17 protein-coding genes are annotated in these 21244 nt (G+C 68.5%); 9 read left to right on the top strand and 8 right to left on the bottom strand.

Translation table 11 applies throughout. The annotated features are described in order from the left end of the window. Positions 1-322: 322 nt before the first annotated feature. Entirely contained in the window at positions 323-1801 is a 1479-nt protein-coding gene (gene dnaB, locus AC3ET3_RS01030) for a replicative DNA helicase (protein WP_432156555.1), read from the bottom strand. A 460-nt stretch (positions 1802-2261) separates the two neighbouring features. On the opposite strand from dnaB, the gene AC3ET3_RS01025 reads away from it, so the two are divergent. Then, positions 2262-3599 carry an MATE family efflux transporter gene (locus tag AC3ET3_RS01025; RefSeq protein WP_432136571.1) on the top strand — a complete coding sequence of 446 codons (1338 nt, stop codon included), beginning with the start codon at positions 2262-2264 and terminating at the stop codon, positions 3597-3599. A gap of 129 nt (positions 3600-3728) precedes the next feature. Here the strand turns inward: AC3ET3_RS01025 and rplI are convergent, their stop codons facing one another. From rplI to rpsF, 4 genes are all read right to left on the bottom strand, one after another. Continuing rightward, positions 3729-4175: a 50S ribosomal protein L9 gene (gene rplI / locus AC3ET3_RS01020; protein WP_432136570.1), complete on the bottom strand. Its 447-nt coding sequence runs from the start codon at positions 4173-4175 to the stop codon at positions 3729-3731. 18 nt (positions 4176-4193) lie between these two features. Continuing rightward, positions 4194-4430 (bottom strand): 30S ribosomal protein S18, encoded by a 237-nt coding sequence (rpsR, locus tag AC3ET3_RS01015; RefSeq protein WP_003949403.1) that lies wholly within the window; start codon positions 4428-4430, stop codon positions 4194-4196. Positions 4431-4487: 57 nt separating this feature from the next. Next, the gene (locus AC3ET3_RS01010) at positions 4488-5072 is read right to left on the bottom strand and encodes a single-stranded DNA-binding protein (RefSeq protein WP_432156557.1); all 585 of its coding nucleotides are present in this window, start codon (positions 5070-5072) and stop codon (positions 4488-4490) included. A 73-nt stretch (positions 5073-5145) separates the two neighbouring features. Next, a complete protein-coding gene (gene rpsF, locus AC3ET3_RS01005) occupies positions 5146-5436 on the bottom strand; it encodes a 30S ribosomal protein S6 (protein WP_005482942.1) in 291 nt (96 codons plus the stop codon). Between the two features lie 286 nt (positions 5437-5722). Between rpsF and AC3ET3_RS01000 the strand changes: the two genes are divergently transcribed. The 3 genes from AC3ET3_RS01000 to AC3ET3_RS00990 all read left to right on the top strand — a co-directional run bounded on the left by AC3ET3_RS01000 (position 5723) and on the right by AC3ET3_RS00990 (position 8467). Beyond that, positions 5723-6037, top strand: a complete 315-nt coding sequence (locus AC3ET3_RS01000; protein ID WP_432136568.1) for a hypothetical protein — start codon at positions 5723-5725, stop codon at positions 6035-6037. Between the two features lie 194 nt (positions 6038-6231). Further along, on the top strand, positions 6232-7353 hold the full coding sequence (gene femX, locus AC3ET3_RS00995) for a peptidoglycan bridge formation glycyltransferase FemX (RefSeq protein WP_432136567.1): 1122 nt from the start codon (positions 6232-6234) through the stop codon (positions 7351-7353). Between the two features lie 82 nt (positions 7354-7435). Next, positions 7436-8467: an alanine racemase gene (locus tag AC3ET3_RS00990; protein ID WP_432136566.1), complete on the top strand. Its 1032-nt coding sequence runs from the start codon at positions 7436-7438 to the stop codon at positions 8465-8467. 100 nt (positions 8468-8567) lie between these two features. Here AC3ET3_RS00990 and AC3ET3_RS00985 read toward each other — a convergent pair whose 3' ends face one another. Next, positions 8568-10094: a glycosyltransferase family 87 protein gene (locus AC3ET3_RS00985; protein WP_432136565.1), complete on the bottom strand. Its 1527-nt coding sequence runs from the start codon at positions 10092-10094 to the stop codon at positions 8568-8570. Positions 10095-10242: 148 nt separating this feature from the next. After that, positions 10243-12906, bottom strand: coding sequence for a transglycosylase domain-containing protein (locus AC3ET3_RS00980; protein ID WP_435611451.1), 2664 nt, complete (start codon positions 12904-12906; stop codon positions 10243-10245). 351 nt (positions 12907-13257) lie between these two features. On the opposite strand from AC3ET3_RS00980, the gene AC3ET3_RS00975 reads away from it, so the two are divergent. From AC3ET3_RS00975 to AC3ET3_RS00960, 4 genes are all read left to right on the top strand, one after another. Beyond that, positions 13258-13941: a PadR family transcriptional regulator gene (locus tag AC3ET3_RS00975; protein WP_432136563.1), complete on the top strand. Its 684-nt coding sequence runs from the start codon at positions 13258-13260 to the stop codon at positions 13939-13941. 44 nt (positions 13942-13985) lie between these two features. Continuing rightward, the gene (locus tag AC3ET3_RS00970) at positions 13986-15068 is read left to right on the top strand and encodes an inositol-3-phosphate synthase (protein WP_432136562.1); all 1083 of its coding nucleotides are present in this window, start codon (positions 13986-13988) and stop codon (positions 15066-15068) included. A gap of 94 nt (positions 15069-15162) precedes the next feature. Next, on the top strand, positions 15163-16431 hold the full coding sequence (locus AC3ET3_RS00965) for an MFS transporter (RefSeq protein ID WP_432136561.1): 1269 nt from the start codon (positions 15163-15165) through the stop codon (positions 16429-16431). Positions 16432-16558: 127 nt separating this feature from the next. Further along, positions 16559-17029: an LppU/SCO3897 family protein gene (locus tag AC3ET3_RS00960; protein ID WP_435611450.1), complete on the top strand. Its 471-nt coding sequence runs from the start codon at positions 16559-16561 to the stop codon at positions 17027-17029. A 108-nt stretch (positions 17030-17137) separates the two neighbouring features. On the opposite strand, the gene AC3ET3_RS00955 is transcribed toward AC3ET3_RS00960, so the two are convergent. After that, positions 17138-18577, bottom strand: coding sequence for a CCA tRNA nucleotidyltransferase (locus AC3ET3_RS00955; RefSeq protein WP_435611449.1), 1440 nt, complete (start codon positions 18575-18577; stop codon positions 17138-17140). Positions 18578-18781: 204 nt separating this feature from the next. Here AC3ET3_RS00955 and AC3ET3_RS00950 point away from each other — a divergent pair, with 204 nt between their 5' ends. Next, positions 18782-21217 (top strand): DUF6049 family protein, encoded by a 2436-nt coding sequence (locus tag AC3ET3_RS00950; RefSeq protein ID WP_435611448.1) that lies wholly within the window; start codon positions 18782-18784, stop codon positions 21215-21217. Positions 21218-21244: the final 27 nt, after the last annotated feature.

The raw sequence follows: 21244 nt of genomic DNA, 5'->3' as shown, positions 1-21244 counted from the left end.
CGGCACTTACTGGTCGGCGACGATGCGGGATCACGTGATCCACGAGTCGCGACTGGAGCCAAGCCGACTGCAGGAGATCGGCAGGCACCGTACGCCAGTCTTGGTCCTCTACGAGAGCACCACGTTGATGACGGATACTCACCGTCGCAGCGACGTCCACCGCACGGTGTCAGCGTTCGCTCCCCGCACGGAGAGGTCGCGCCCTACGCCACCCAGAGTGAACGCTCCGAGCTGCGAGTCTCATGATGGCTGCATAAATGCCATCCATATGCAGCAGCGCTGAGATCATGAAGCTGGATTTGAGACCCTACAGCGCACCTGATCAGGTCTGAGCCATGTCCACGAAGCGTGAATAGTGGCCCTGGAAGGCGACGGTGATGGTGGCTGTCGGGCCGTTTCGGTGCTTGCCGACGATGATGTCCGCCTCCCCGGCGCGAGGGGACTCCTTCTCGTAGGCGTCCTCACGATGGAGCAGGATCACCATGTCGGCGTCCTGCTCGATGGAACCGGACTCACGCAGGTCGGACACCATCGGCTTCTTGTCCGTGCGCTGCTCGGGACCGCGGTTGAGCTGGGAGAGCGCGATCACCGGCACCTCCAGTTCCTTGGCCAGGAGCTTGAGGTTACGGGACATGTCCGAGACCTCCTGCTGACGGCTCTCGGAACGCTTGGCACCGCCGGACTGCATCAGCTGCAGATAGTCGATGATCACCAGCTTGATGTCGTTGCGCTGCTTCAGCCGACGGCACTTCGCGCGGATCTCCATCATCGACAGGTTCGGGGAGTCGTCGATGTAGAGCGGCGCCGAGGACACCTCGGGCATCCGGCGGGCGAGGCGCGTCCAGTCCTCGTCGGTCATGGTGCCGGACCGCATGTGGTGCAGCGCGACGCGGGCCTCGGCGGACAGTAGACGCATCGCGATCTCGTTGCGGCCCATTTCGAGGGAGAAGATGACGCTCGGCAGGTTGTGCTTGATCGACGCGGCCCGGGCGAAGTCCAGCGCCAGTGTCGACTTGCCCATCGCGGGACGGGCCGCGATGACGATCATCTGACCAGGGTGCAGACCGTTGGTGAGCGCGTCGAGATCGGTGAACCCCGTGGGCACACCGGTCATCTCACCACTGCGCGAGCCGATCGCCTCGATCTCGTCGAGCGCGCCCTCCATGATGTCGCCGAGCGGCAGGTAGTCCTCACTGGTGCGCTGCTCGGTGACGGCGTAGATCTCCGCCTGGGCGCGGTTGACGATCTCGTCGATGTCGTCGTCGGCCGCGTATCCCATCTGGGTGATACGAGTACCGGCCTCCACCAGACGGCGCAGCACCGCGCGCTCGTGCACGATCTCGGCGTAGTACTCGGCGTTGGCCGCCGTCGGCACCGTCTGCACAAGGGTGTGCAGATAGGAGGCACCGCCCACCTTGTTGATCTCACCGCGCTTGGTCAGCTCGGCGGCGATCGTGATCGGGTCGGCCGGCTCACCCTTGGCGTAGACGTCGAGGATGGCCTGGTAGATCGTCTCGTGGGCGGGCTTGTAGAAGTCGTGGCCCTTGAGGATCTCGACGACGTCCGCGATGGCGTCCTTGGACAGGAGCATGCCGCCGAGGACGGACTGCTCGGCATCGAGGTCCTGCGGCGGGACCCGCTCGAAGGGCGTGCCCCCGCCGTCCCACTCGGCGGCCTCCCGGCCGCGCTCGTGCTGCTCGTCCCGGCTGCGGCCGCCGTCCCCGCGCCGGCGGAAAGAGGGCAGACGATCACTCGGACCGCTGTCGGCCCACGGGTCGTCCAAGGGCTCGGACATGCTCACCGAGCGACCTCCTCCCGTCCGCCGAGCGGACCTCGCCGTGCCCGTCATTTCTACGGCACGGCACTGACAACTGAGAGGCCCTGGCTCCGGTTCTGGCGCGTCGGATTTGTGCGGGTTTCCCCAGCGGGAAACGGAACGGGCGCCGGACCACGGTAGGCCCGGCGAGGACGTCAGCCAATCTGGTTATCCACAGGCCATGTGGACGACGGGCCGGATGCTGTGGAGAACTCCCGAAAACCTGTGCACGAGCCGGTGGACAGCCCTGTGAACAAGACCTCGCCCTCCGCGCCGTCACGGCCCTGACCTGCACACTTCCCATCCACTGGCTGTGCAGAAGAAAAACTTGCCCAGTCGGACCCGGATCGCTTCGAACGGTGCGCGAAGTGACACAGAGCAACCGCCACAGTAAGGGGCAATCCAGTTTTGCATCTCTTACCTGTGGACGATTAGATTGATGCCCATGACACAGGCCCCCGCGCCCCCCAGAGCCACCCGGCGCGAGCACGACCGGGAGATCGTCGCGCTCGCCGTACCGGCGTTCGGCGCACTCGTCGCGGAACCCCTCTTCGTCATGGCCGACAGCGCCATCGTCGGCCACCTCGGCACCGCCCAACTCGCCGGCCTCGGCGTCGCCTCCGCCCTGCTCGCCACGGCCGTCAGCGTCTTCGTCTTCCTCGCCTACGCCACCACGGCGGCCGTCGCCCGCCGGGTCGGAGCCGGTGACCTCTCCGCCGCCATCCGACAGGGCATGGACGGCATCTGGCTGGCCCTTCTCCTAGGTTCCGTCGTGATCGCCGCCGTCCTGCCCACGGCACCGGCGCTCGTCGAGCTCTTCGGCGCCTCCGAGACCGCCGCCCCCTACGCGGCCACCTATCTGCGCGTCTCCTCTCTCGGCATTCCGGCCATGCTCGTCGTCCTCGCCTCCACCGGTGTCCTACGCGGACTGCAGAACACCAGGACACCGCTGTACGTCGCAGTCGCCGGCTTCGTCGCGAACGGCGCGCTGAACGCCGTACTCGTCTACGGCGCCGGGCTCGGCATCGCAGGCTCCGCCTGGGGCACCGTCATCGCCCAGTGCGGGATGGCCGCGGTCTATCTGGCGGTCGTCGTCCGGGGCGCGCGTCGGCACGGTGCCTCCCTGCGACCCGACGCCGCAGGAATACGAGCCTCGGCGCAGGCCGGCACACCGCTGCTGATCCGTACCCTCTCGCTGCGGGCCATCCTGATGATCGCCACAGGCGTCGCCGCCCGCCTCGGGGACGCGGACGTCGCGGCCCACCAGATCATCCTGTCCCTGTGGAGTCTGCTGGCCTTCGCGCTCGACGCCATCGCCATCGCCGGACAGGCCATCATCGGTCGCTATCTGGGCGCCGGCGACGCGGCAGGCGCCCAGGCGGTCTGCCGCCGCATGGTGCAGTGGGGCGCCGCGGTCGGTGTGGCCCTCGGCGTGCTGGTGATGGTCACCCGCCCGTTGTTCCTGTCCCTGTTCACCGACGACTCCGCGGTGCGCGACGCCGCCCTGCCCGCCTTGGTGATTGTGGCCCTCTCCCAGCCCGTCTCCGGAATCGTCTTCGTTCTCGACGGCGTACTGATGGGTGCGGGAGACGGACCGTATCTCGCCTGGGCCATGCTGCTCACCCTGGCGGTCTTCGCCCCGGTAGCCCTGCTGGTGCCTGTGCTGGGCGGCGGACTCACTGCCCTCTGGGCGGCTATGACGCTGATGATGGCGGTACGGATGGGGACTCTGTGGCTGCGGGGTCGATCCGGCCGCTGGGCCGTCACCGGGGCGACCCGATGACCGTTTCACGTGAAACACCCCCGCTCCGCATGAAGCCACCCGGGCCCCGGGCTCTCGTTGCCCGGGGCATGCGAAAGGGGCCGTACCCCGAAAGGCACGACCCCTCACTGCTCAAGCGAGCCGCGGCACTCAGGCCGCGATGACCTCGATGTTGACCTTGGCGGCAACCTCGGGGTGCAGACGCACGGACGTCTCGTGGGCGCCCAGCGTCTTGATGGGCGAACCCAGCTCGATGCGGCGCTTGTCGACCTCGGGACCACCGGCGGCCTTGATCGCCGAGGCGATGTCGGCCGGGGTGACGGAACCGAAGAGACGACCGGCGTCGCCGGAGCGGACGGCCAGACGGACCTTCACACCCTCGAGCTGACCCTTGATCTGGTTGGCCTGCTCGATGGTCTGGATCTCGTGGATCTTGCGAGCGCGACGGATCTGCTCGACGTCCTTCTCGCCACCCTTGGTCCAGCGGATAGCGAACTTCCGCGGGATCAGGTAGTTGCGAGCGTAACCGTCCTTGACGTCCACGACGTCGCCCGCGGCACCGAGGCCGGAGACCTCGTGGGTGAGGATGATCTTCATGATTCGGTCACCCTTCCCTTAGCGCGCGGTGGAGGTGTAGGGCAGCAGCGCCATCTCACGGCTGTTCTTGACAGCCGTGGCGACGTCACGCTGGTGCTGCGTGCAGTTGCCGGTCACGCGGCGGGCACGGATCTTGCCGCGGTCGGAAATGAACTTCCGCAGCATGTTCGTGTCCTTGTAGTCCACGTACGTGACCTTGTCCTTGCAGAAAGCGCAGACCTTCTTCTTCGGCTTGCGCACAGGCGGCTTCGCCATGGTGATTCTCCTGTGTGATCAAGAAGTGGGGATACGGCCCACCCTCGGTCCGAAGACCTAGAAGGGGGGCTCGTCCGAGTAGCCGCCACCGCCGCCGGAGCCGCCGGAGCCGCCGCCCCAGCCGCCGCCCTGCTGGCCACCGGCGGGAGCGCCGGTCGCCCAGGGGTCGTCGGCGGGAGCGCCGCCCTGCTGGCCGCCGCCGGGGCCGCCGCCCCAGCCGCCGCCACCACCCTGCTGGCCACCGCCGAAGCCGCCGCCACCACCCTGAGCACCGCGGCCGGTGGTCTTGGTGACCTTGGCCGTGGCGTTGCGCAGGCTGGGGCCGACTTCCTCGACGTCCAGTTCATAGACCGTGCGCTTGACGCCCTCACGGTCCTCGTAGGACCGCTGCTTCAGTCGGCCCTGCACGATGACGCGCATGCCTCGCTGAAGCGACTCGGCGACGTTCTCCGCCGCCTGACGCCAGACCGAGCAGGTCAGGAAGAGGCTCTCGCCGTCCTTCCACTCGTTGGTCTGACGGTCGAAGGTGCGGGGGGTGGACGCGACACGGAACTTCGCGACCGCCGCACCGGAGGGGGTGAAGCGCAGCTCGGGGTCGTCGACAAGATTGCCGATGACCGTGATGACGGTCTCGCCTGCCATGGGGGAACCTCTCGGCGGGTTTGCGGGCTGCTGGTGGTGCTACTCGAATCCCGAGATCAGCTGAGCAGCGGGCTCAGTGGGTCTCGGGGCGGAGGACCTTGGTCCGGAGGACCGACTCGTTCAGGTTCATCTGGCGGTCGAGCTCCTTGACGACCGCAGGCTCGGCCTGCAGGTCGATGACCGAGTAGATGCCCTCGGGCTTCTTCTTGATCTCGTACGAGAGACGACGACGGCCCCAGGTGTCGACCTTCTCGACCTTGCCGTTGCCCTCACGGACGACGGAGAGGAAGTTCTCGATCAGGGGGGCGACGGCGCGCTCCTCCAGATCGGGGTCGAGGATGACCATCACCTCGTAGTGACGCATGTGGAACCCACCTCCTTTGGACTCAGCGGCCACGGTCGTTCCGTGGCAGGAGGGTTGTGATGCGTACGCAACGGTATCGGCCGCCACTGACAATCGGGGTCGTCTCTCGACGACCCCGCTCTGAGCTGGGCGGACTCCCTGGCTGGGCCTGGGCAGACACCGGTGCAGACGGTACAGACTACCCGGACACCCGCTTCCGGTTGAAATCCGCCCGCCCTCACCGTCAATCTGGACACGTCGGGTGTGTATGGCGCTACGATGCGCCGCCTTCCGCAGGAGGTGCCCCATGGCACAGGCATTGCGACCCAACACCGGAGTCGGCTCCCTCTTCGCCACCGACGGCAGACGCCACCCCCTCCAGGACACACTGCTCGCGGTGACCCTGGTGCTCGGCGTGGTGTCGTTCGTCACGGCGATGTTCCACAGCCTCCATCTGGTGAGTTCGTGGACCGGTCTGCTGGGGATCCTCACCGGCGCCTACGGGCAGTGGGTCTCCGAGACCACCCGCGAGCGCTTCGGGCTGATCCTGGGCCTCGGCGCCAGCGGCGTCGGCTTCTTCCTCGGCATGGCGCACGGCGGCCTGTTCGGCGGCCTCTTCTGACACCCGGACACCGGGACGCCGGCTCTCGCGTCCCGGTGTCCGCACGACACCGCGCCACACCCCGGCCACAGGGACGGCCGGGGTGAAGGTGGCGTGCGCCCAGTCGGTGCGCGCCCCCGGGCGCAGTAGGCTTCGGCGCGAGAGCCGGAGCCCCTGTACCCATGGGGACACACCAGCCCGAGGAGCGCCCCGACATGAGCCTGACCCTGAGGACGATCAGCCGCGAGCAGCATCTGGCGTACATCCAGAGCCTGCCGTCGGCGAGCCACATGCAGGTTCCGGCCTGGGCTGACGTCAAGGCGGAATGGCGCTCCGAGAGCCTCGGCTGGTTCGACGGGCGCACCGGCGAGATGGTCGGCGCGGGCCTGGTCCTCTACCGGCAGCTGCCCAAGATCAAGCGCTACCTCGCCTATCTGCCCGAAGGCCCGGTCATCAACTGGTTCGCGCCGAACCTGACGGACTGGCTGGAGCCGATGCTGGCGCACCTCAAGCAGCAGGGCGCCTTCTCGGTGAAGATGGGCCCGCCGGTGATCATCCGCCGCTGGGAGGCGTCCTCCATCAAGCAGGGCATCCAGAACCCGGACGTGAAGCGGCTGCGCGACATCGAGGCGGACTTCATCGAGCCTCGTGCCTTCGAGGTGGCCGACAAGCTGCGCCGGATGGGCTGGCAGCAGGGCGAGGACGGCGGCGCCGGCTTCGGTGACGTGCAGCCCCGCTACGTGTTCCAGGTGCCGCTGGCCAACCGCTCCCTGGAAGAGGTGCACAAGAACTTCAACCAGCTGTGGCGGCGCAACATCAAGAAGGCCGAGAAGGCCGGTGTCGAGGTCGTCCAGGGCGGTTATCACGACCTGGAGGAGTGGCAGCGGCTGTACGAGATCACCGCGGTGCGCGACCACTTCCGTCCTCGCCCGCTCTCCTACTTCCAGCGCATGTGGACGGCCCTCAACACCGAGGACCCCAACCGGATGCGGCTGTACTTCGCCCGCCACAACGGCGTGAACCTGTCGGCGGCGACCATGCTCATCGTCGGCGGGCACGTCTGGTACTCCTACGGCGCCTCCGACAACATCGGCCGCGAGTTCCGGCCGTCGAACGCCATGCAGTGGCGGATGCTGCGCGACGCGTACGCGCTCGGCGCGACGGTCTACGACCTGCGCGGCATCTCCGACTCGCTGGACGAGAGCGACCACCTCTTCGGCCTGATCCAGTTCAAGGTCGGCACCGGCGGCCAGGCGGCGGAGTACCTCGGTGAGTGGGACTTCCCGCTGAACAAGCTGCTGCACAAGGCGCTCGACATCTACATGTCGCGTCGCTGAGCCGTCACAATCGGTTGACACCCCCTCAGAATCCGCTCACCCCACATAGACCGCTAAGACCAGAAAGGTTCGAGGTCCGGCCATGGCGCTCACGCTCTACGTCGACTCCGCGCGCTGGCGGGCGCACCACAAGCACGTGCAGGAGCAGTTCCCGGGCCTGGTTCCCGTCTGCAAGGGCAACGGCTACGGCTTCGGGCACGAACGGCTGGCGGAGGAGGCCACCCGGCTGGGCTCGGACGTCCTGGCGGTCGGCACCACGTACGAGGCCGCGCGGACCAAGGACTTCTTCAGCGGTGACCTGCTGGTGCTGACGCCGTACCGGCGTGGCGAGGAGCCCGTGCCGCTGCCCGACCGCGTCATCCGCTCGGTGTCGTCCGTGGACGGCGTGTACGGCCTGGTGGGCGCACGCGTGGTCATCGAGGTGATGTCCTCGATGAAGCGCCACGGCGTCAGTGAGCAGGATCTCGCGCAGTTGCACGCCGCCATCGAGAACGTCCGCCTCGAGGGCTTCGCGATCCATCTGCCGCTGGACCGGACCGACGGCTCGGACGCCGTCGAGGAGGTCATCGGCTGGATGGACCGGCTGCGCGCCGCCCGGCTGCCGCTGCACACGATGTTCGTCAGCCACCTCAAGGCGGAGGAACTGCACCGCCTGCAGCAGCAGTTCCCACAGACCCGCTTCCGCGCCCGGATCGGCACCCGGCTGTGGCTGGGCGACCACGAGGCCACCGAGTACCGCGGCGCGGTCCTGGACGTCACCCGCGTCGCCAAGGGCGACCGCTTCGGCTACCGCCAGCAGAAGGCCGCCTCCGACGGCTACCTGGTGGTCGTGGCGGGCGGTACCTCGCACGGGGTGGGTCTGGAGGCCCCCAAGGCGCTGCACGGGGTCATGCCGCGCGCCAAGGGCGTCGCCCGGGCCGGTCTGGCCACCGTCAACCGGAATCTTTCGCCCTTCGTCTGGGGCGGCAAGCAGCGGTGGTTCGCAGAGCCGCCGCACATGCAGGTGTCGATCCTCTTCGTCCCCGACGACGCCCCCGAACCGCAGGTCGGCGACGAGCTGGTGGCACATCTGCGGCACACGACCACTCAGTTCGACCGGCTCGTGGACCGCTGAACGCAGCGAGGCGGTGCCGAGCCACCGCCCGCGACGGCGAAGGCCGTACACGGAAGCCCGTGTACGGCCTTTCTCGTGCCTTCGAAGTCTCTCCTGGGGATCAGCCGCCCTCTGGTCCGGCGGAGGGCTCAGAACGCCCCTCGGACGCCTCCGCGCGGCCCCACTCCACCTGGGGGCCCGCGTACGACGCCGGGAGCGGGTCCGGGCGGTGCGCGGGGGCCAGCGCGAAGACGTCCTCCGCTCCGTCCAGGACGCCGCCCGACGGGTCGTCGTCTCCGGCCTGGCGCACCACGTCGTGTTCCGGCAGCAGGATGTCCCGTACGACCACCGCGCACAGGTACAGCGTCCCGGCCAGGTGCACGCCGATGGCCCAGTGGTAGCCGTCGGTCGGCAGTCCCCTGTGGGCGTCCCCGCTGGTCGTGTACGCGAGATACATCCAGATGCCGAGGAAGTACACCACCTCGCACGCCTGCCAGACCAGGAAGTCACGCCACTTGGGCCGGGCCAGCGCCGCCAGCGGCACCAACCAGAGCACGTACTGCGGCGAGTAGACCTTGTTGGTCACGATGAAGGCCGCGACCATGAGGAACACCAGCTGCGCGAGGCGGGGGCGGCGGGGCGCGGCCAGTGCCAGCCAGCCGATGCCGAGGAAGCAGACCACCACGAGCAGCGAGGCGAGGGTGTTCACCGAGTCCGTGGTGAGCGGGTCGGAGGAGTTCTGCGCCAGGATCAGCCAGAAGGAGCCGAAGTCGACGCCGCGCTCCTGGCTGAAGGTGTAGAACTTCGACCAGCCGTCGAACGCGAACAGCATGACCGGCACGTTGACCATCAGCCAGGTCGCGAGGGCCCCGCCGAAGGCCCGTCCGAAGTCCCGCCACCGGCCGGCGCGCCAGCACAGCAGGAGCAGTGGGCCGAGCAGGAAGACCGGATAGAGCTTGGCGGCGGTGGCGAGGCCCAGCAGCGCTCCGAAGGCGAGGGAGCGGCCCCGGGACCACATCAGCATGGCGGCGGCCGTCAGGGCCACCGCCAGCAGGTCCCAGTTGACGGTGGCGGTGAGCGCGAAGGCGGGCGCCAGCGCGAGCAGCAGGCCGTCCCACGGGCGGCGGGCGTGGGTACGGCTGACGCATACGGCGATGACGGCCGCGCACGCCATCAGCATCCCGGCGTTGACCATCCAGTACCACCGCTCCTGGTGCTGGATGCTTCCGCTGCCGGGGGTGAGCCAGGCGGCCACCTCCATGAAGACCCCCGTCAGCACGGGGTACTCCAGGTACTCCATGTCCCCGGGGAGCTTGTCGAAGTAGGGAACGAGTCCGTCGGCGAAGCCGCGCCCCTGGTACAGGTGAGGGATGTCCGAGTAGCAGGCGTGGGTGTACTGGGAACTGGCGCCGTAGAACCAGCCGCTGGTGTAGCAGGGCGCCTTCTGGACCAGGCCGAGGGCGAACATGCCGATCGCCACCAGCGCGATGACCCGGACGGGGGTCCACCAGGACGCCCCCAGCAGGGCACGTCGGCCCAGGGGGCCGCCGATCAGCTCGCTGCCGGCCCGGGCGACCTCGTCATCCCTGGTCGGCGGCACCGGGTCCGGACCGTGCATGCTCGCTTGCGTCGATTCTGCGCTGGGCATGGCCCACATCCTGCCGTACGGACCTAGGAAAGCACCGAGGGCCGCCACCCCGGATGTGGGGTGGCGGCCCTTGTTTCACGTGGAACATCCACATGTTTCACGTGAAACACGCGTGTCGGGCGACGTGGCGCCGGCCGAAAGCGCGGCGCTAACCGAAGATGCCGCCTCCGCCTGGTCTGCCACCTCCGTCGGTGGGCGAGTCGGATGGCGAGGGATCGGCGGTGGGATCACCCGTGGTGCCGTCGGTCGGCCCCCCGTCCGTGCCTCCGATGCTGGGATCGCACTTCCAGCTGAAGCCGCTGCAGGTGTCGCTCGGGGACGGCGAGGGCTTGCCGGGCCGGCGGCTGGGCGACGGGGAGGGGGACGGGGAGGCTTCCTCGGACTCGATGGGGGAGGGGCTCGGGCTGGGCTCCGGCTCCTCGTTGAGGACCTCGCCGATGGGCTCGGGCGTCGGGAACGACTTCTTGGGCGTGCCCTCCAGGGCCTCCGCCATGTAGTCGTGCCAGATCTGGGCCGGGAACGAGGCGCCGTGGATCTTCTTCTGCCCGCCCGTACCGAACATCGAGAGGAACTTGCGGTCCTTGTTCGACTCGTCGTCGTCGTAGCGGAACATCGAGACCGCGGTGGACAGCTGCGGGGTGTAGCCGACGAACCAGGCGGACCGGTTCTCGTCGGTGGTACCGGTCTTGCCGGCCACATCACGGCCGGGCAGCCGGGCCGTCGTACCCGTGCCCCTGTCGACGACCGTCTTCAGCACGTCGGTGACGTTGTCGGCGACCTTCGCGGTGAAGGCCTCCTTGGTGGCGGTCTTGTGGGCGTAGATCACGCCGGTCTCGCTCTTGACCCTGTCCACGGAGTACGGGTCGCGCTGCTTGCCGCTGGCCGCGAAGGTCGCGTACGCGCCCGCCATCCGGATCGCGCTCGGGTCGGAGATGCCGATGGAGAACGCCGGGAAGCTGGTGCCCGTCAGGCTGTCCTCGCGCAGGCCCGCGGCGACGGCGGCGTCCTTCACCTTGTCCAGGCCGACATCCATGCCGAGCTGCACGAAGGCGGAGTTCACCGACTCGCGCATGGCCTCACGCAGGTCGATCTTGTACTTCGGCGGCGAGCCGAGGGAGACGTTGCCGTCGTTCGGCTGCAACCACTCCTTGCCCTCCTCGTTCTTCCAGATCGTCCCGTCGTAGTTCTTGATCTTGAGCTTGTTCTTACCGCTGTACAGGCTCTTCGGGGAGACGATGGTGCGCTCGTCCTGGGCCTGCGAGGACCCGCCGTCGGGGTCACGGACACCCCAGCTCATGGCGGCGGCGAGCACGAACGGCTTGAACGTCGAACCGACCTGGGCGCCGGTCTGGTCGGCGTTGTCGGTGAAGTGCTTGGTCGCGTCCTCACCGCCGTAGATGGCCCGGATGGCGCCGGTCGCCGGGTCCACCGACGCCGCGCCGAACTGCACGTGCGTGTCCTCGGGCCGCTCGTCCGGCTTGATGTTCTTCTTGCGGACGTCGGCCACCACCTTCTCCAGCTTCTCGACCTTCTTCTTGTCGAAGGTCGTGTAGATGGAGAGACCGCCCTGACGCAGCCTCGTCTCGGTGATGTCCGTGTTGTTGAGCAGGTACGCGTTGGCAAGGTCGACCAGGTAGCCGATCTGACCGCTCAGCCGGGTGTTGGAACGCGGGTTCTGCACCTTGGGGAGCGTCGTGTACTTGGCCCGTACGGCTTCGTCCAGGTGCTCGTACTCGACCATCTTGTCGAGCGTGTCCTGCATCTGGGTCAGGGCGCGCTTCTTGTTGGCGTCAGGCGTGGCCGCGGGATCGATGGACTGCGCCCCGGCCGGGTCGTAGTACGTGGCTCCCTTGAGCATGGCCGCCAGGAAGGCGCACTCGCCCTCGTTCAGCTTGATGGCGTCCTTGTTGAAGTACGCCCGCGCGGCCGCCTGGATCCCGTAGGCGTTGCGCCCGTAGTAAGCGGAGTTGAGGTAGCCGGCCATGATCTCGTTCTTGTCGACCTCCGCGCCCACCTTTATGGATACGAAGATCTCCTTGACCTTGCGGGAGATCGTCTGCGACTGGTCGGCCAGCATGGCGTTCTTGACGTACTGCTGGGTGATGGTCGAGCCACCCTGCGTCTGTCCGCCCCGCGCCATGTTGTAGAAGGCTCGGGCGATGCCCTTGGGGTCGATGCCGCTGTCGGTGTAGAAGGTCTTGTTCTCCTGTGAGATCACCGCCCAGCGCATCGCCTCGGGGATCTGGGACAGGTCGACGATCTGACGGTTGGTCTCACCACCGGTGGCGACCATCTGGCTCTCGTCGGCCCAGTAGTAGACGTTGTTCTGCGCCGTCGCCGTATCGGCGACCTTGGGCACGCCGACCATGGCGTAGGCGATGCCCGCCGCGGCCAGGAGACTGCCGAAGAAGCCGAGGAACAGGGCCGAGACGAGCTTCCAGGACGGCACCCAGCGGCGATAGCCGTCCTTGCCCCAGCGGGGGTAGTCGATGAAACGCTTCTTGGGCGGCGTCTGACGGCCGCGGCCACGGCCGGGGCCGACCGGGGCGCCCCGGCGCCCCCCTGTGGGCTCGGCCGCCCTGCGCCGGCCCCCGGCGCCTCTCTGCGCCGCGCGTCGGGCTTCGGCGCGACCGCCGTACGGCTGCTGACCGCCTCCCGGGCCGTGGGGATCCGATCCATAGGAATCGGAAGGAGAACCGGTGGCGCCTCGCGGTGCCGCACGGCGGCCGGAGGACGAGCCGGACTGGCCGCGTCGGGCCGCGGCACGTCCGCCTTCCTGCGGCTGCGGCGGTTTGCGACGGTGCTCGCTCATCGAACGACTACTCCTCGGGCAGGCGCACCCGCGCGCGCCTGGAAACAGCGGCTGGTTTCCGGTCCCCCCGATGTACGGATGTGGTCTGTTCCGCATTCACCCGTACGGCACCGAGAACATCGACGCCCCCCGGCGTCACACAGTTCCCAGTGGTGTGCATGGCGCACAGACTACGCACCGCCAAAACCCGCCGAGCCCCGAAGTTCACCCCAAATCAGGCAACTCGCTTCCAACGAATCGGTGATGTGATCCCGTTCACGATCCTCCCCCTTGTCCCATCCGGAAGGCCGTTCTATCGTCTTGATGTATCGAGTCGATACATCAGCGCGAGATAAGGGAGAGGGGGCGATCATGAGCCGGCGGTCCGGCATCCTTGAGTTCGCCGTACTCGGCCTGCTCCGCGAATCTCCGATGCACGGCTATGAGCTGCGCAAACGACTCAACACGTCGCTGGGAGTGTTCCGCGCCTTCAGCTACGGCACGCTCTACCCGTGCCTCAAGACGCTGGTCGCCAACGGCTGGTTGACAGAGGAGCCGGGCAGCGAACCCGAGGACGCGCTCGCCGCGCCCCTCACCGGGCGGCGCGCCAAGATCGTCTACAGGTTGACGGCGGAGGGCAAGGAGCACTTCGAGGAGCTCCTCTCCCAGACCGGACCCGACGCGTACGAGGACGAGCACTTCGCCGCTCGCTTCGCCTTCTTCGGCCAGACCTCCCGGGATGTCCGCATGCGCGTGCTGGAGGGCCGCCGCAGCCGGCTCGAGGAGCGTCTGGAGAAGATGAGCGCCTCCCTGGTCCGCACCCGGGAACGCCTCGACGACTACACGCTTGAGCTCCAGCGCCACGGGATGGAGTCCGTGGAGCGCGAAGTGCGCTGGCTGAACGAGCTCATCGAGAGCGAGCGGGCCGGACGGGACCTGAGGGGTTCCGCCTCCGGGGGGACCGCTCAACAGAACACCACAGATGGAACGACGGGCGGCCTGCCCCGCTCCGGGGACACCCCCCGGACGGATACGCCCGACGACACCGCCACGTGAGCGCCCAGTCAGGGCCTCACTCGTACACACAGGGAGCAACCGGAATGGGTTCGGTTCGCGTAGCCATCGTCGGCGTGGGCAACTGCGCCGCATCGCTGGTGCAGGGCGTCGAGTACTACAAGGACGCCGACCCGGCGTCCAAGGTCCCGGGCCTGATGCACGTCCAGTTCGGCGACTACCACGTCAAGGACGTGGAGTTCGTCGCCGCGTTCGACGTGGACGCCAAGAAGGTCGGCCTCGACCTCGCGGACGCGATCGGCGCCTCCGAGAACAACACCATCAAGATCTGCGACGTGCCCAACACCGGTGTCACGGTTCAGCGCGGCCACACCCTCGACGGTCTCGGCAAGTACTACCGCGAGACGATCGAGGAGTCCGCCGAGGCGCCGGTCGACGTCGTCCAGATCCTGAAGGACAAGCAGGTCGACGTGCTGGTCTGCTACCTGCCCGTGGGTTCCGAGGACGCGGCGAAGTTCTACGCCCAGTGCGCCATCGACGCCAAGGTCGCCTTCGTCAACGCCCTGCCGGTCTTCATCGCGGGCACCAAGGAGTGGGCGGACAAGTTCACCGAGGCGGGCGTCCCGATCGTCGGTGACGACATCAAGTCCCAGGTCGGCGCCACCATCACGCACCGCGTCATGGCGAAGCTGTTCGAGGACCGCGGCGTCATCCTGGACCGCACGATGCAGCTGAACGTCGGCGGCAACATGGACTTCAAGAACATGCTCGAGCGTGAGCGCCTGGAGTCCAAGAAGATCTCCAAGACGCAGGCCGTCACCTCCCAGATCCCCGACCGCGAGCTGGGCGAGAAGAACGTCCACATCGGTCCGTCGGACTACGTGGCGTGGCTCGACGACCGCAAGTGGGCCTACGTCCGCCTCGAGGGCCGCGCCTTCGGTGACGTCCCGCTGAACCTGGAGTACAAGCTCGAGGTCTGGGACTCCCCGAACTCCGCCGGCGTCATCATCGACGCCCTGCGTGCCGCGAAGATCGCCAAGGACCGCGGCATCGGCGGCCCGATCCTGTCGGCGTCCAGCTACTTCATGAAGTCCCCGCCGGTCCAGTACTTCGACGACGAGGCCCGCGAGAACGTCGAGAAGTTCATCCGCGGCGAAGTCGAGCGCTAGTCACCGACCTCGCGAAACCGCTCCTGCCAGGGCCGAGAAGAGTCCCCGGGTCATAACGGCCCGGGGACTCTCCCCGTATGTGAGGCTGGGCCCCATGCCCGTCGTCCGTGATCTGCGCGTCCTGCTGCGCTTCCGGAACTTCCGGCGCCTGCTGACCGTCCGGCTGCTCTCCCAGGGCGCGGACGGCGTCTACCAGGTCGCGCTCGCCACGTACGTCGTCTTCTCCCCGGAGAAGCAGACGTCGGCCGGGGCGATCGCCTCCGCGATGGCGGTGCTGCTGCTGCCGTACTCCCTGATCGGCCCCTTCGCCGGCGTCCTGCTGGACCGCTGGCGCCGCCGCCAGGTGTTTCTCTACGGCAATGTGCTACGCGCCCTGCTGGCCACGGCCACGGCGCTGCTGATGGTCGCTCACGTCCCTGACTGGCTCTTCTACGTCTCGGCACTGTGCGTCACCGCCGTCAACCGCTTCGTCCTCGCGGGGTTGTCGGCCGCTCTGCCCCGGGTGGTGGACACCGAGCGCCTCGTGGTGGCCAACTCCCTCTCACCGACCGCCGGCACGCTCGCCGCCACCGCGGGCGGCGGCCTCGCCTTCGCCGTACGCATCGTCACCTCCGGCTCGGATGCCGTCGTGGTCCTGCTCGGGGCCGCGCTGTACCTGTGCTCCGCACTGGCGTCCCTGCGGATGGGCCGCGAACTGCTCGGCCCCGAGCCCGCATTGGTGCCGACCCGGCTCTCTGCGGCCTTGCGGGGCACTGCCCGCGGCCTGACGGCGGCGCTACGACATCTCGCCGAGCCGCCGCGCCGGCCGACGGCATGGGCCCTGGGCGCGATGACGATGATGCGGTTCTGCTACGGCGCGCTCACCGTCATGGTGCTGATGCTGTGCCGGTACGCCTGGTCGCCGCGTTCCGACCCGGATCAGGGGCTCGCGCTGCTGGGGCTGGCCGTGGGCTTCTCCGGCGCGGGCTTCTTCCTGGCGGCCGTCGTGACCCCGTGGGCCGCCGGCCGGCTGGGACCGGCCCGCTGGATCGTCGTCTGCTCCGCCTCGGCGGCCCTCCTCGAACCCGCCCTGGCCCTGCCCTTCGCCAAGGAGCCGGCTCTGGTCCTGGCCGTCGTCCTGGGGCTGGTCACCCAGGGCGCCAAGATCTCCACGGACACCGTCGTCCAGGCCACCGTCGTCGACGAGTTCCGTGGCCGGACCTTTTCGCTCTACGACGTGTTCTTCAACGTCGCCTTCGTGGGCGCCGCCGGAGCGGCCGCCCTGATGCTCCCCCCGGACGGCCGCTCCGAGGCACTGGTGATAACAATTGCCGTTATCTACGCGGCGATTGCAGCGACTATGAGCCGTTTTGCGCGCACGTGAGTGTCACATCGGCGCCACAGAGCACGCTGTGCGGCACAGGGATGTCATAAGGGGCCGGTACTTTACGTGCGTCTTATTTCGCGCCACGCGCATCACCATTCAGCATGTCTCCAGGGGGGCTTCCCACGTGACCACTCCGACGCCGCAGGGCCAGAACCCGTACGCCCAGGGCCAGCCGCCCGTCGGCCAGCCTCAGGCCCCGTACCCCCCGAACGGCGCAGCTCCGCACGCCCCCGTTCCGCCGCAGCCCAGCCGCAAGATCAGCTTCAAGCTGATCAGGACCGTCGTGATCGTCCTCGCTGTGGCCGGTGCGGCCGTCTACGGCTTCATATCGAGCCGGGACGACGCCAACACCGCCAAGGTCGGCGACTGCATGCACCAGGGCAACAGCAGCCAGACCAATCCCGAGCTGGAAGTCGTGGACTGCACCTCCACCAAAGCCCAGTACGTCGTGCTCGCCAAGATCAAGGGCAGCTACTCGACCGAAATCGCGGCGAACGCCAAGTGCGAGGCCGAGGCCAAGGACTTCGAGTACACGTACACCGAGAGCGGTGGCAGCTCCGACTTCCTGCTGTGCCTGAAGGACTACAAGAAGTAAGAAGCCAGCGAATGAGGGCGATGTTTCACGTGAAACATCGCCCTCATTCGTGTTCAGCGGGTCGCGTTTCACGTGAAACGTGACCCCCGCTCACCTCACGGCCCCGCCTCAGTCCTGCTGAGCCCACCACTCCTTGAGGGCCGCCACCGCGGCGTCGTGCCCCATCGGGCCGTGCTCCAGGCGCAGCTCCAGCATGTGCTTGTACGCCTTGCCGATGACAGGGCTGGGGCCGACACCGAGGAGCTCCATGATCTGGTTGCCGTCGAGATCCGGGCGGATGGCGTCGAGTTCTTCCTGTTCCTGCAGCTGGGAGATCCGCTCCTCCAGACCGTCGTACGCCCGGGAGAGCGCGGCGGCCCTGCGCTTGTTGCGGGTCGTGCAGTCGGAGCGGGTCAGCTTGTGGAGTCGGTCGAGGAGGGGCCCGGCGTCCCGGACGTAGCGGCGGACGGCCGAGTCCGTCCACTCGCCGGTGCCGTAGCCGTGGAACCGCAGGTGCAGCTCCACCAGTCGTGAGACGTCCTTGACCAGTTCGTTGGAGTACTTCAGCGCGGTCATCCGCTTCTTGGTCATCTTCGCACCGACCACCTCGTGGTGGTGGAACGAGACCCGTCCGTCCTTCTCGAAACGGCGGGTACGCGGCTTACCGATGTCATGCAGCAGCGCCGCCAGCCGGAGGGTCAGGTCGGGGCCGTTCTCCTCCAGCGCGATGGCCTGCTCCAGGACGATCAGAGTGTGGTCGTAGACGTCCTTGTGGCGATGGTGCTCGTCCCGCTCCAGCCGCAGCGCGGGCAGCTCCGGGAGCACGTGTGCGGCCAGCCCGGTGTCGACCAGCAAGGTCAGGCCCTTGCGCGGGTTGGCGGAGAGGATCAGCTTGTTCAGCTCGTCCCGAACCCGTTCGGCGGAGACGATCTCGATACGTCCGGCCATCTCGGCCATGGCCGTGATGACCTCGGGCGCCACCTCGAAGTCGAGCTGCGCGGCGAACCGCGCGGCCCGCATCATCCGCAGCGGGTCGTCCGAGAAGGACGCCTCGGGTGTGCCCGGGGTGCGCAGCACTCGGGAGGCGAGGTCGCCGAGGCCGCCGTACGGGTCGATGAACTCCTTCTCGGGGAGGGCGACCGCCATCGCGTTCACGGTGAAGTCACGGCGGACGAGGTCCTCCTCGATGGAGTCGCCGTAGGACACCTCTGGCTTGCGGGAGGTCCGGTCGTATGCCTCGGACCGGTAGGTGGTGACCTCGATCTGGTAGCCGCTCTTCTGCGCCCCGACCGTACCGAAGGCGATGCCGACTTCCCACAGGGCATCGGCCCACGGCCGCACGATCTTCAGGACGTCCTCGGGCCGGGCGTCGGTGGTGAAGTCCAGGTCGTTGCCGAGCCGACCGAGCAACGCGTCCCGGACCGAGCCACCGACCAGGGCGAGTGAGAAGCCGGCCTCCTGGAAGCGGCGGGCGAGGTCGTCGGCGACAGGGGCGACCCGCAGCAGTTCGTTGACCGCGCGGTGCTGCACCTGGCTCAGGGCGCTGTTGTCTTCGTTGGCGTTCGGCACAACAGAAAAGGGTACGTGGCCGTGCACGTCGCGGGCGCCCCGTTAATAGGTACACATAGAGGACGCCCCCGCCGGTCCGCTGATCTTGTGGAGCACTCCGCGGCACTTACCCTCGGCGCACATCGTTACCATGCGTGGACGCACTTTCCGACGACCACTGACGGATCACTGACGGACTACTGAGGACAAGGGACGGACGAACGCGTGGCCGAGGCGGCAGACACCCCGGGGATGACTCCCTCACCTGCCCGCCGGTGGCTGCGGCGCACCGGAGCACTGCTCGTGGGGGCGCCTCTGCTGGCCGGTCTGCTCCAGCTGCCCGCGCCGTCCGCCGCGCAGGCGACCGGCCGGGAGGGTGTCGGAGAGACCGCGGACAAGGGATCCGTGGCCGTCTCCGTCGACTCGCTCACCCCGAGCGCCCCCGCCGAGGGTGACACCGTGACGATCTCCGGTTCGGTCACCAACAGGGGCACGAAGAAGGTCACCGACGCCCATGTGAACCTGCGGCTCGGCTCCGCACTGAGCACCCGCTCGGCGGTCGCCGACACCGCCCGGCACGCCGATGAGCTGCCCGCCTACGACGGCAGGGAGCTGGACGACGCCTACAGCGCGGAGTTCGCCGAACTCAGCCCGGGTGTCGCGGAGCACTTCACGATCTCTGTGCCCGTCGACAAGCTCAACCTCGACGACGAGGGCGTCTACCCGCTCGGCGTCACCCTGTCCGGCCGGCCCTCCGCCCAGTCGTGGGACCAGACGCTGGGTGTCCAGCGCACGTTCCTGCCCTGGCAGCCGGACGAACCGGACACCCGGACGAGGACGACGGTGCTCTGGCCGCTGGTCTCGACCGTCCACATGACGGCGGAGACCGGATCGAACGAGGAGCAGACGCCGATCTTCCTCGACGACGACCTCGCCACGGAGATCTCCCCCGGCGGTCGCCTCGACCAGCTGCTCTCGCTGGGCAAGGAGCTGGACGTCACCTGGGTGATCGACCCGGACCTACTGGCGTCCGTCGACGCCATGGCCGGCGGCTACCGTCTCCGCACGGGTGAGGACACCACCACGCCGGGCTCCCATCAGGCCGTCGCCAAGGAGTGGCTCGCCCGGTTGCAGCAGGCGGTGGCGGGCAAGGAGGTCGTCGCCCTGCCCTTCGCCGACCCCGACCTGGCCTCCCTCGCCCACAACGGCACCAATGTCACCGGTTCCCTCAGCCAGCTCAAGGCGGCCACCGACGTCGCCGCCACCACGGTCCAGACGGTCCTCCACGTGACGCCGAGCACCGACTTCGCCTGGCCGGTGCAGGGCGCGGTCGACCCCTCGATCGTCAAGGTCGCCACGTCCGCGGGCGCCGACAAGGTGATCGCGCGCAGCGACAGCCTCAAGGAGACCGACGAGCTGTCGTACACGCCGTCCGCCGCCCGCCCCATCGGGGGCGGCACCACGGCGGTCGTCGCCGATTACCGGCTGTCGACGGCCTTCGAGGGCGACCTGACGCGCGCCTCGGCATCCACGCTCGCCGTGCAGCAGTTCCTCGCGCAGAGCCTCGCGCTCGGCCAGCAGGTCAACAAGCAGCGCAGCATCGTCGTCGCCCCGCAGCGAATGCTCACCGCGGCGCAGGCGCGGGCGATGGCCGAGGCCGTGTCGGCCCTGCAGGGCAGCACCTGGTCGCAGGCGCAGGGGCTCGTGGCGGCCGGCGCGGCCAAGCCCGACCCGAAGGCCACCAGGCGGGTCCCCTCGGGGTCGTCGTACCCCTCGGCCCTGCGCAAGCGGGAACTGCCGCGGGCCGCCTTCCAGGAGATCGCGGCCACTCAGGACAAGCTCGACAACTTCAAGGTGATCCTCACCGACCAGTCCCGCGTGGTGACCCCCTTCGGGCGGGCCATAAACCGGGAGATGTCCGCCTCGTGGCGGGGCCGGCCGACCGAGGCCGTCGGCTACCGCGCGAGCGTGCGGTCGTACCTGGCGACGCTCACCGGCCAGGTCAGGCTGATCGACAAGTCGGACACCAAGCTCTCCGGGCGCAGCGCCACCATCCCCGTCACCGTCCAGAACAACCTGGTGCAGGGTGTCGACCATCTGGTGCTGCGGCTGTCGTCGACCAACCCGACCCGGCTGGAGATCGCCGGCAAGGACTACGACGAGCAGCCCATCGCGGTCGCGGGCGGCCACAACGCCTCGGTGAAGTTCACCACCTCCGCCAACACCAACGGTCAGACGACGGTGGTCGCGCAGCTGTACACGCAGGACGGCCAGCCGTACGGTGCTCCGGTCACCTTCGACGTGAAGGTCACCGAGATCACGGCCACCGTGATGCTGGTCATCGGCGGCGGGGTGCTGCTGCTGGTGCTGGCCGGCTTCCGGATGTACAGCCAGCGCAAGCGCGCCGCCGCCCGCGAGGCAGCGGAACCGGACGAGACAGACGAGGCCGGCGAGGCCGACGGGGCCGCTGAGGACGGTGCCGAGGCCGCGGCCGAGAACTCCGGCGAGCCGGAGAACCCGGCGGGCTCCGACGGTCCGCCCGCGGAGGAGTCCGGCGTCCGCTCCGGGGCGGACGAGCCGGAGCAGCCGAGTGACGGGACACCGGACACCGCAACGGAAAGCGCCGACCCTTCCGGCACGGGTGAGAGAGTGGACCGTTGAGGATGTCGTGGCCGTGGGCCCGGGACG

The sequence above is a fragment of the Streptomyces sp. bgisy159 genome (assembly GCF_057707805.1).
Note: the sequence above shows the minus strand (reverse complement) of the source record. Positions and strands in the feature narration are given on the sequence as shown.

Coding starts and splice junctions, on each gene's coding strand:
- AC3ET3_RS00985 (WP_432136565.1), bottom strand. CDS start 10,094: ATGCCCAGCGCAGAATCGACGCAAGCGAGCATGCACGGTCCGGACCCG.
- AC3ET3_RS01010 (WP_432156557.1), bottom strand. CDS start 5,072: ATGGCAGGCGAGACCGTCATCACGGTCATCGGCAATCTTGTCGACGAC.
- AC3ET3_RS00990 (WP_432136566.1), top strand. CDS start 7,436: ATGGCGCTCACGCTCTACGTCGACTCCGCGCGCTGGCGGGCGCACCAC.
- AC3ET3_RS00965 (WP_432136561.1), top strand. CDS start 15,163: ATGCCCGTCGTCCGTGATCTGCGCGTCCTGCTGCGCTTCCGGAACTTC.
- AC3ET3_RS01000 (WP_432136568.1), top strand. CDS start 5,723: ATGGCACAGGCATTGCGACCCAACACCGGAGTCGGCTCCCTCTTCGCC.
- AC3ET3_RS00970 (WP_432136562.1), top strand. CDS start 13,986: ATGGGTTCGGTTCGCGTAGCCATCGTCGGCGTGGGCAACTGCGCCGCA.
- AC3ET3_RS01025 (WP_432136571.1), top strand. CDS start 2,262: ATGACACAGGCCCCCGCGCCCCCCAGAGCCACCCGGCGCGAGCACGAC.
- femX (WP_432136567.1), top strand. CDS start 6,232: ATGAGCCTGACCCTGAGGACGATCAGCCGCGAGCAGCATCTGGCGTAC.
- rpsF (WP_005482942.1), bottom strand. CDS start 5,436: ATGCGTCACTACGAGGTGATGGTCATCCTCGACCCCGATCTGGAGGAG.
- AC3ET3_RS00980 (WP_435611451.1), bottom strand. CDS start 12,906: ATGAGCGAGCACCGTCGCAAACCGCCGCAGCCGCAGGAAGGCGGACGT.
- rplI (WP_432136570.1), bottom strand. CDS start 4,175: ATGAAGATCATCCTCACCCACGAGGTCTCCGGCCTCGGTGCCGCGGGC.
- AC3ET3_RS00975 (WP_432136563.1), top strand. CDS start 13,258: ATGAGCCGGCGGTCCGGCATCCTTGAGTTCGCCGTACTCGGCCTGCTC.
- rpsR (WP_003949403.1), bottom strand. CDS start 4,430: ATGGCGAAGCCGCCTGTGCGCAAGCCGAAGAAGAAGGTCTGCGCTTTC.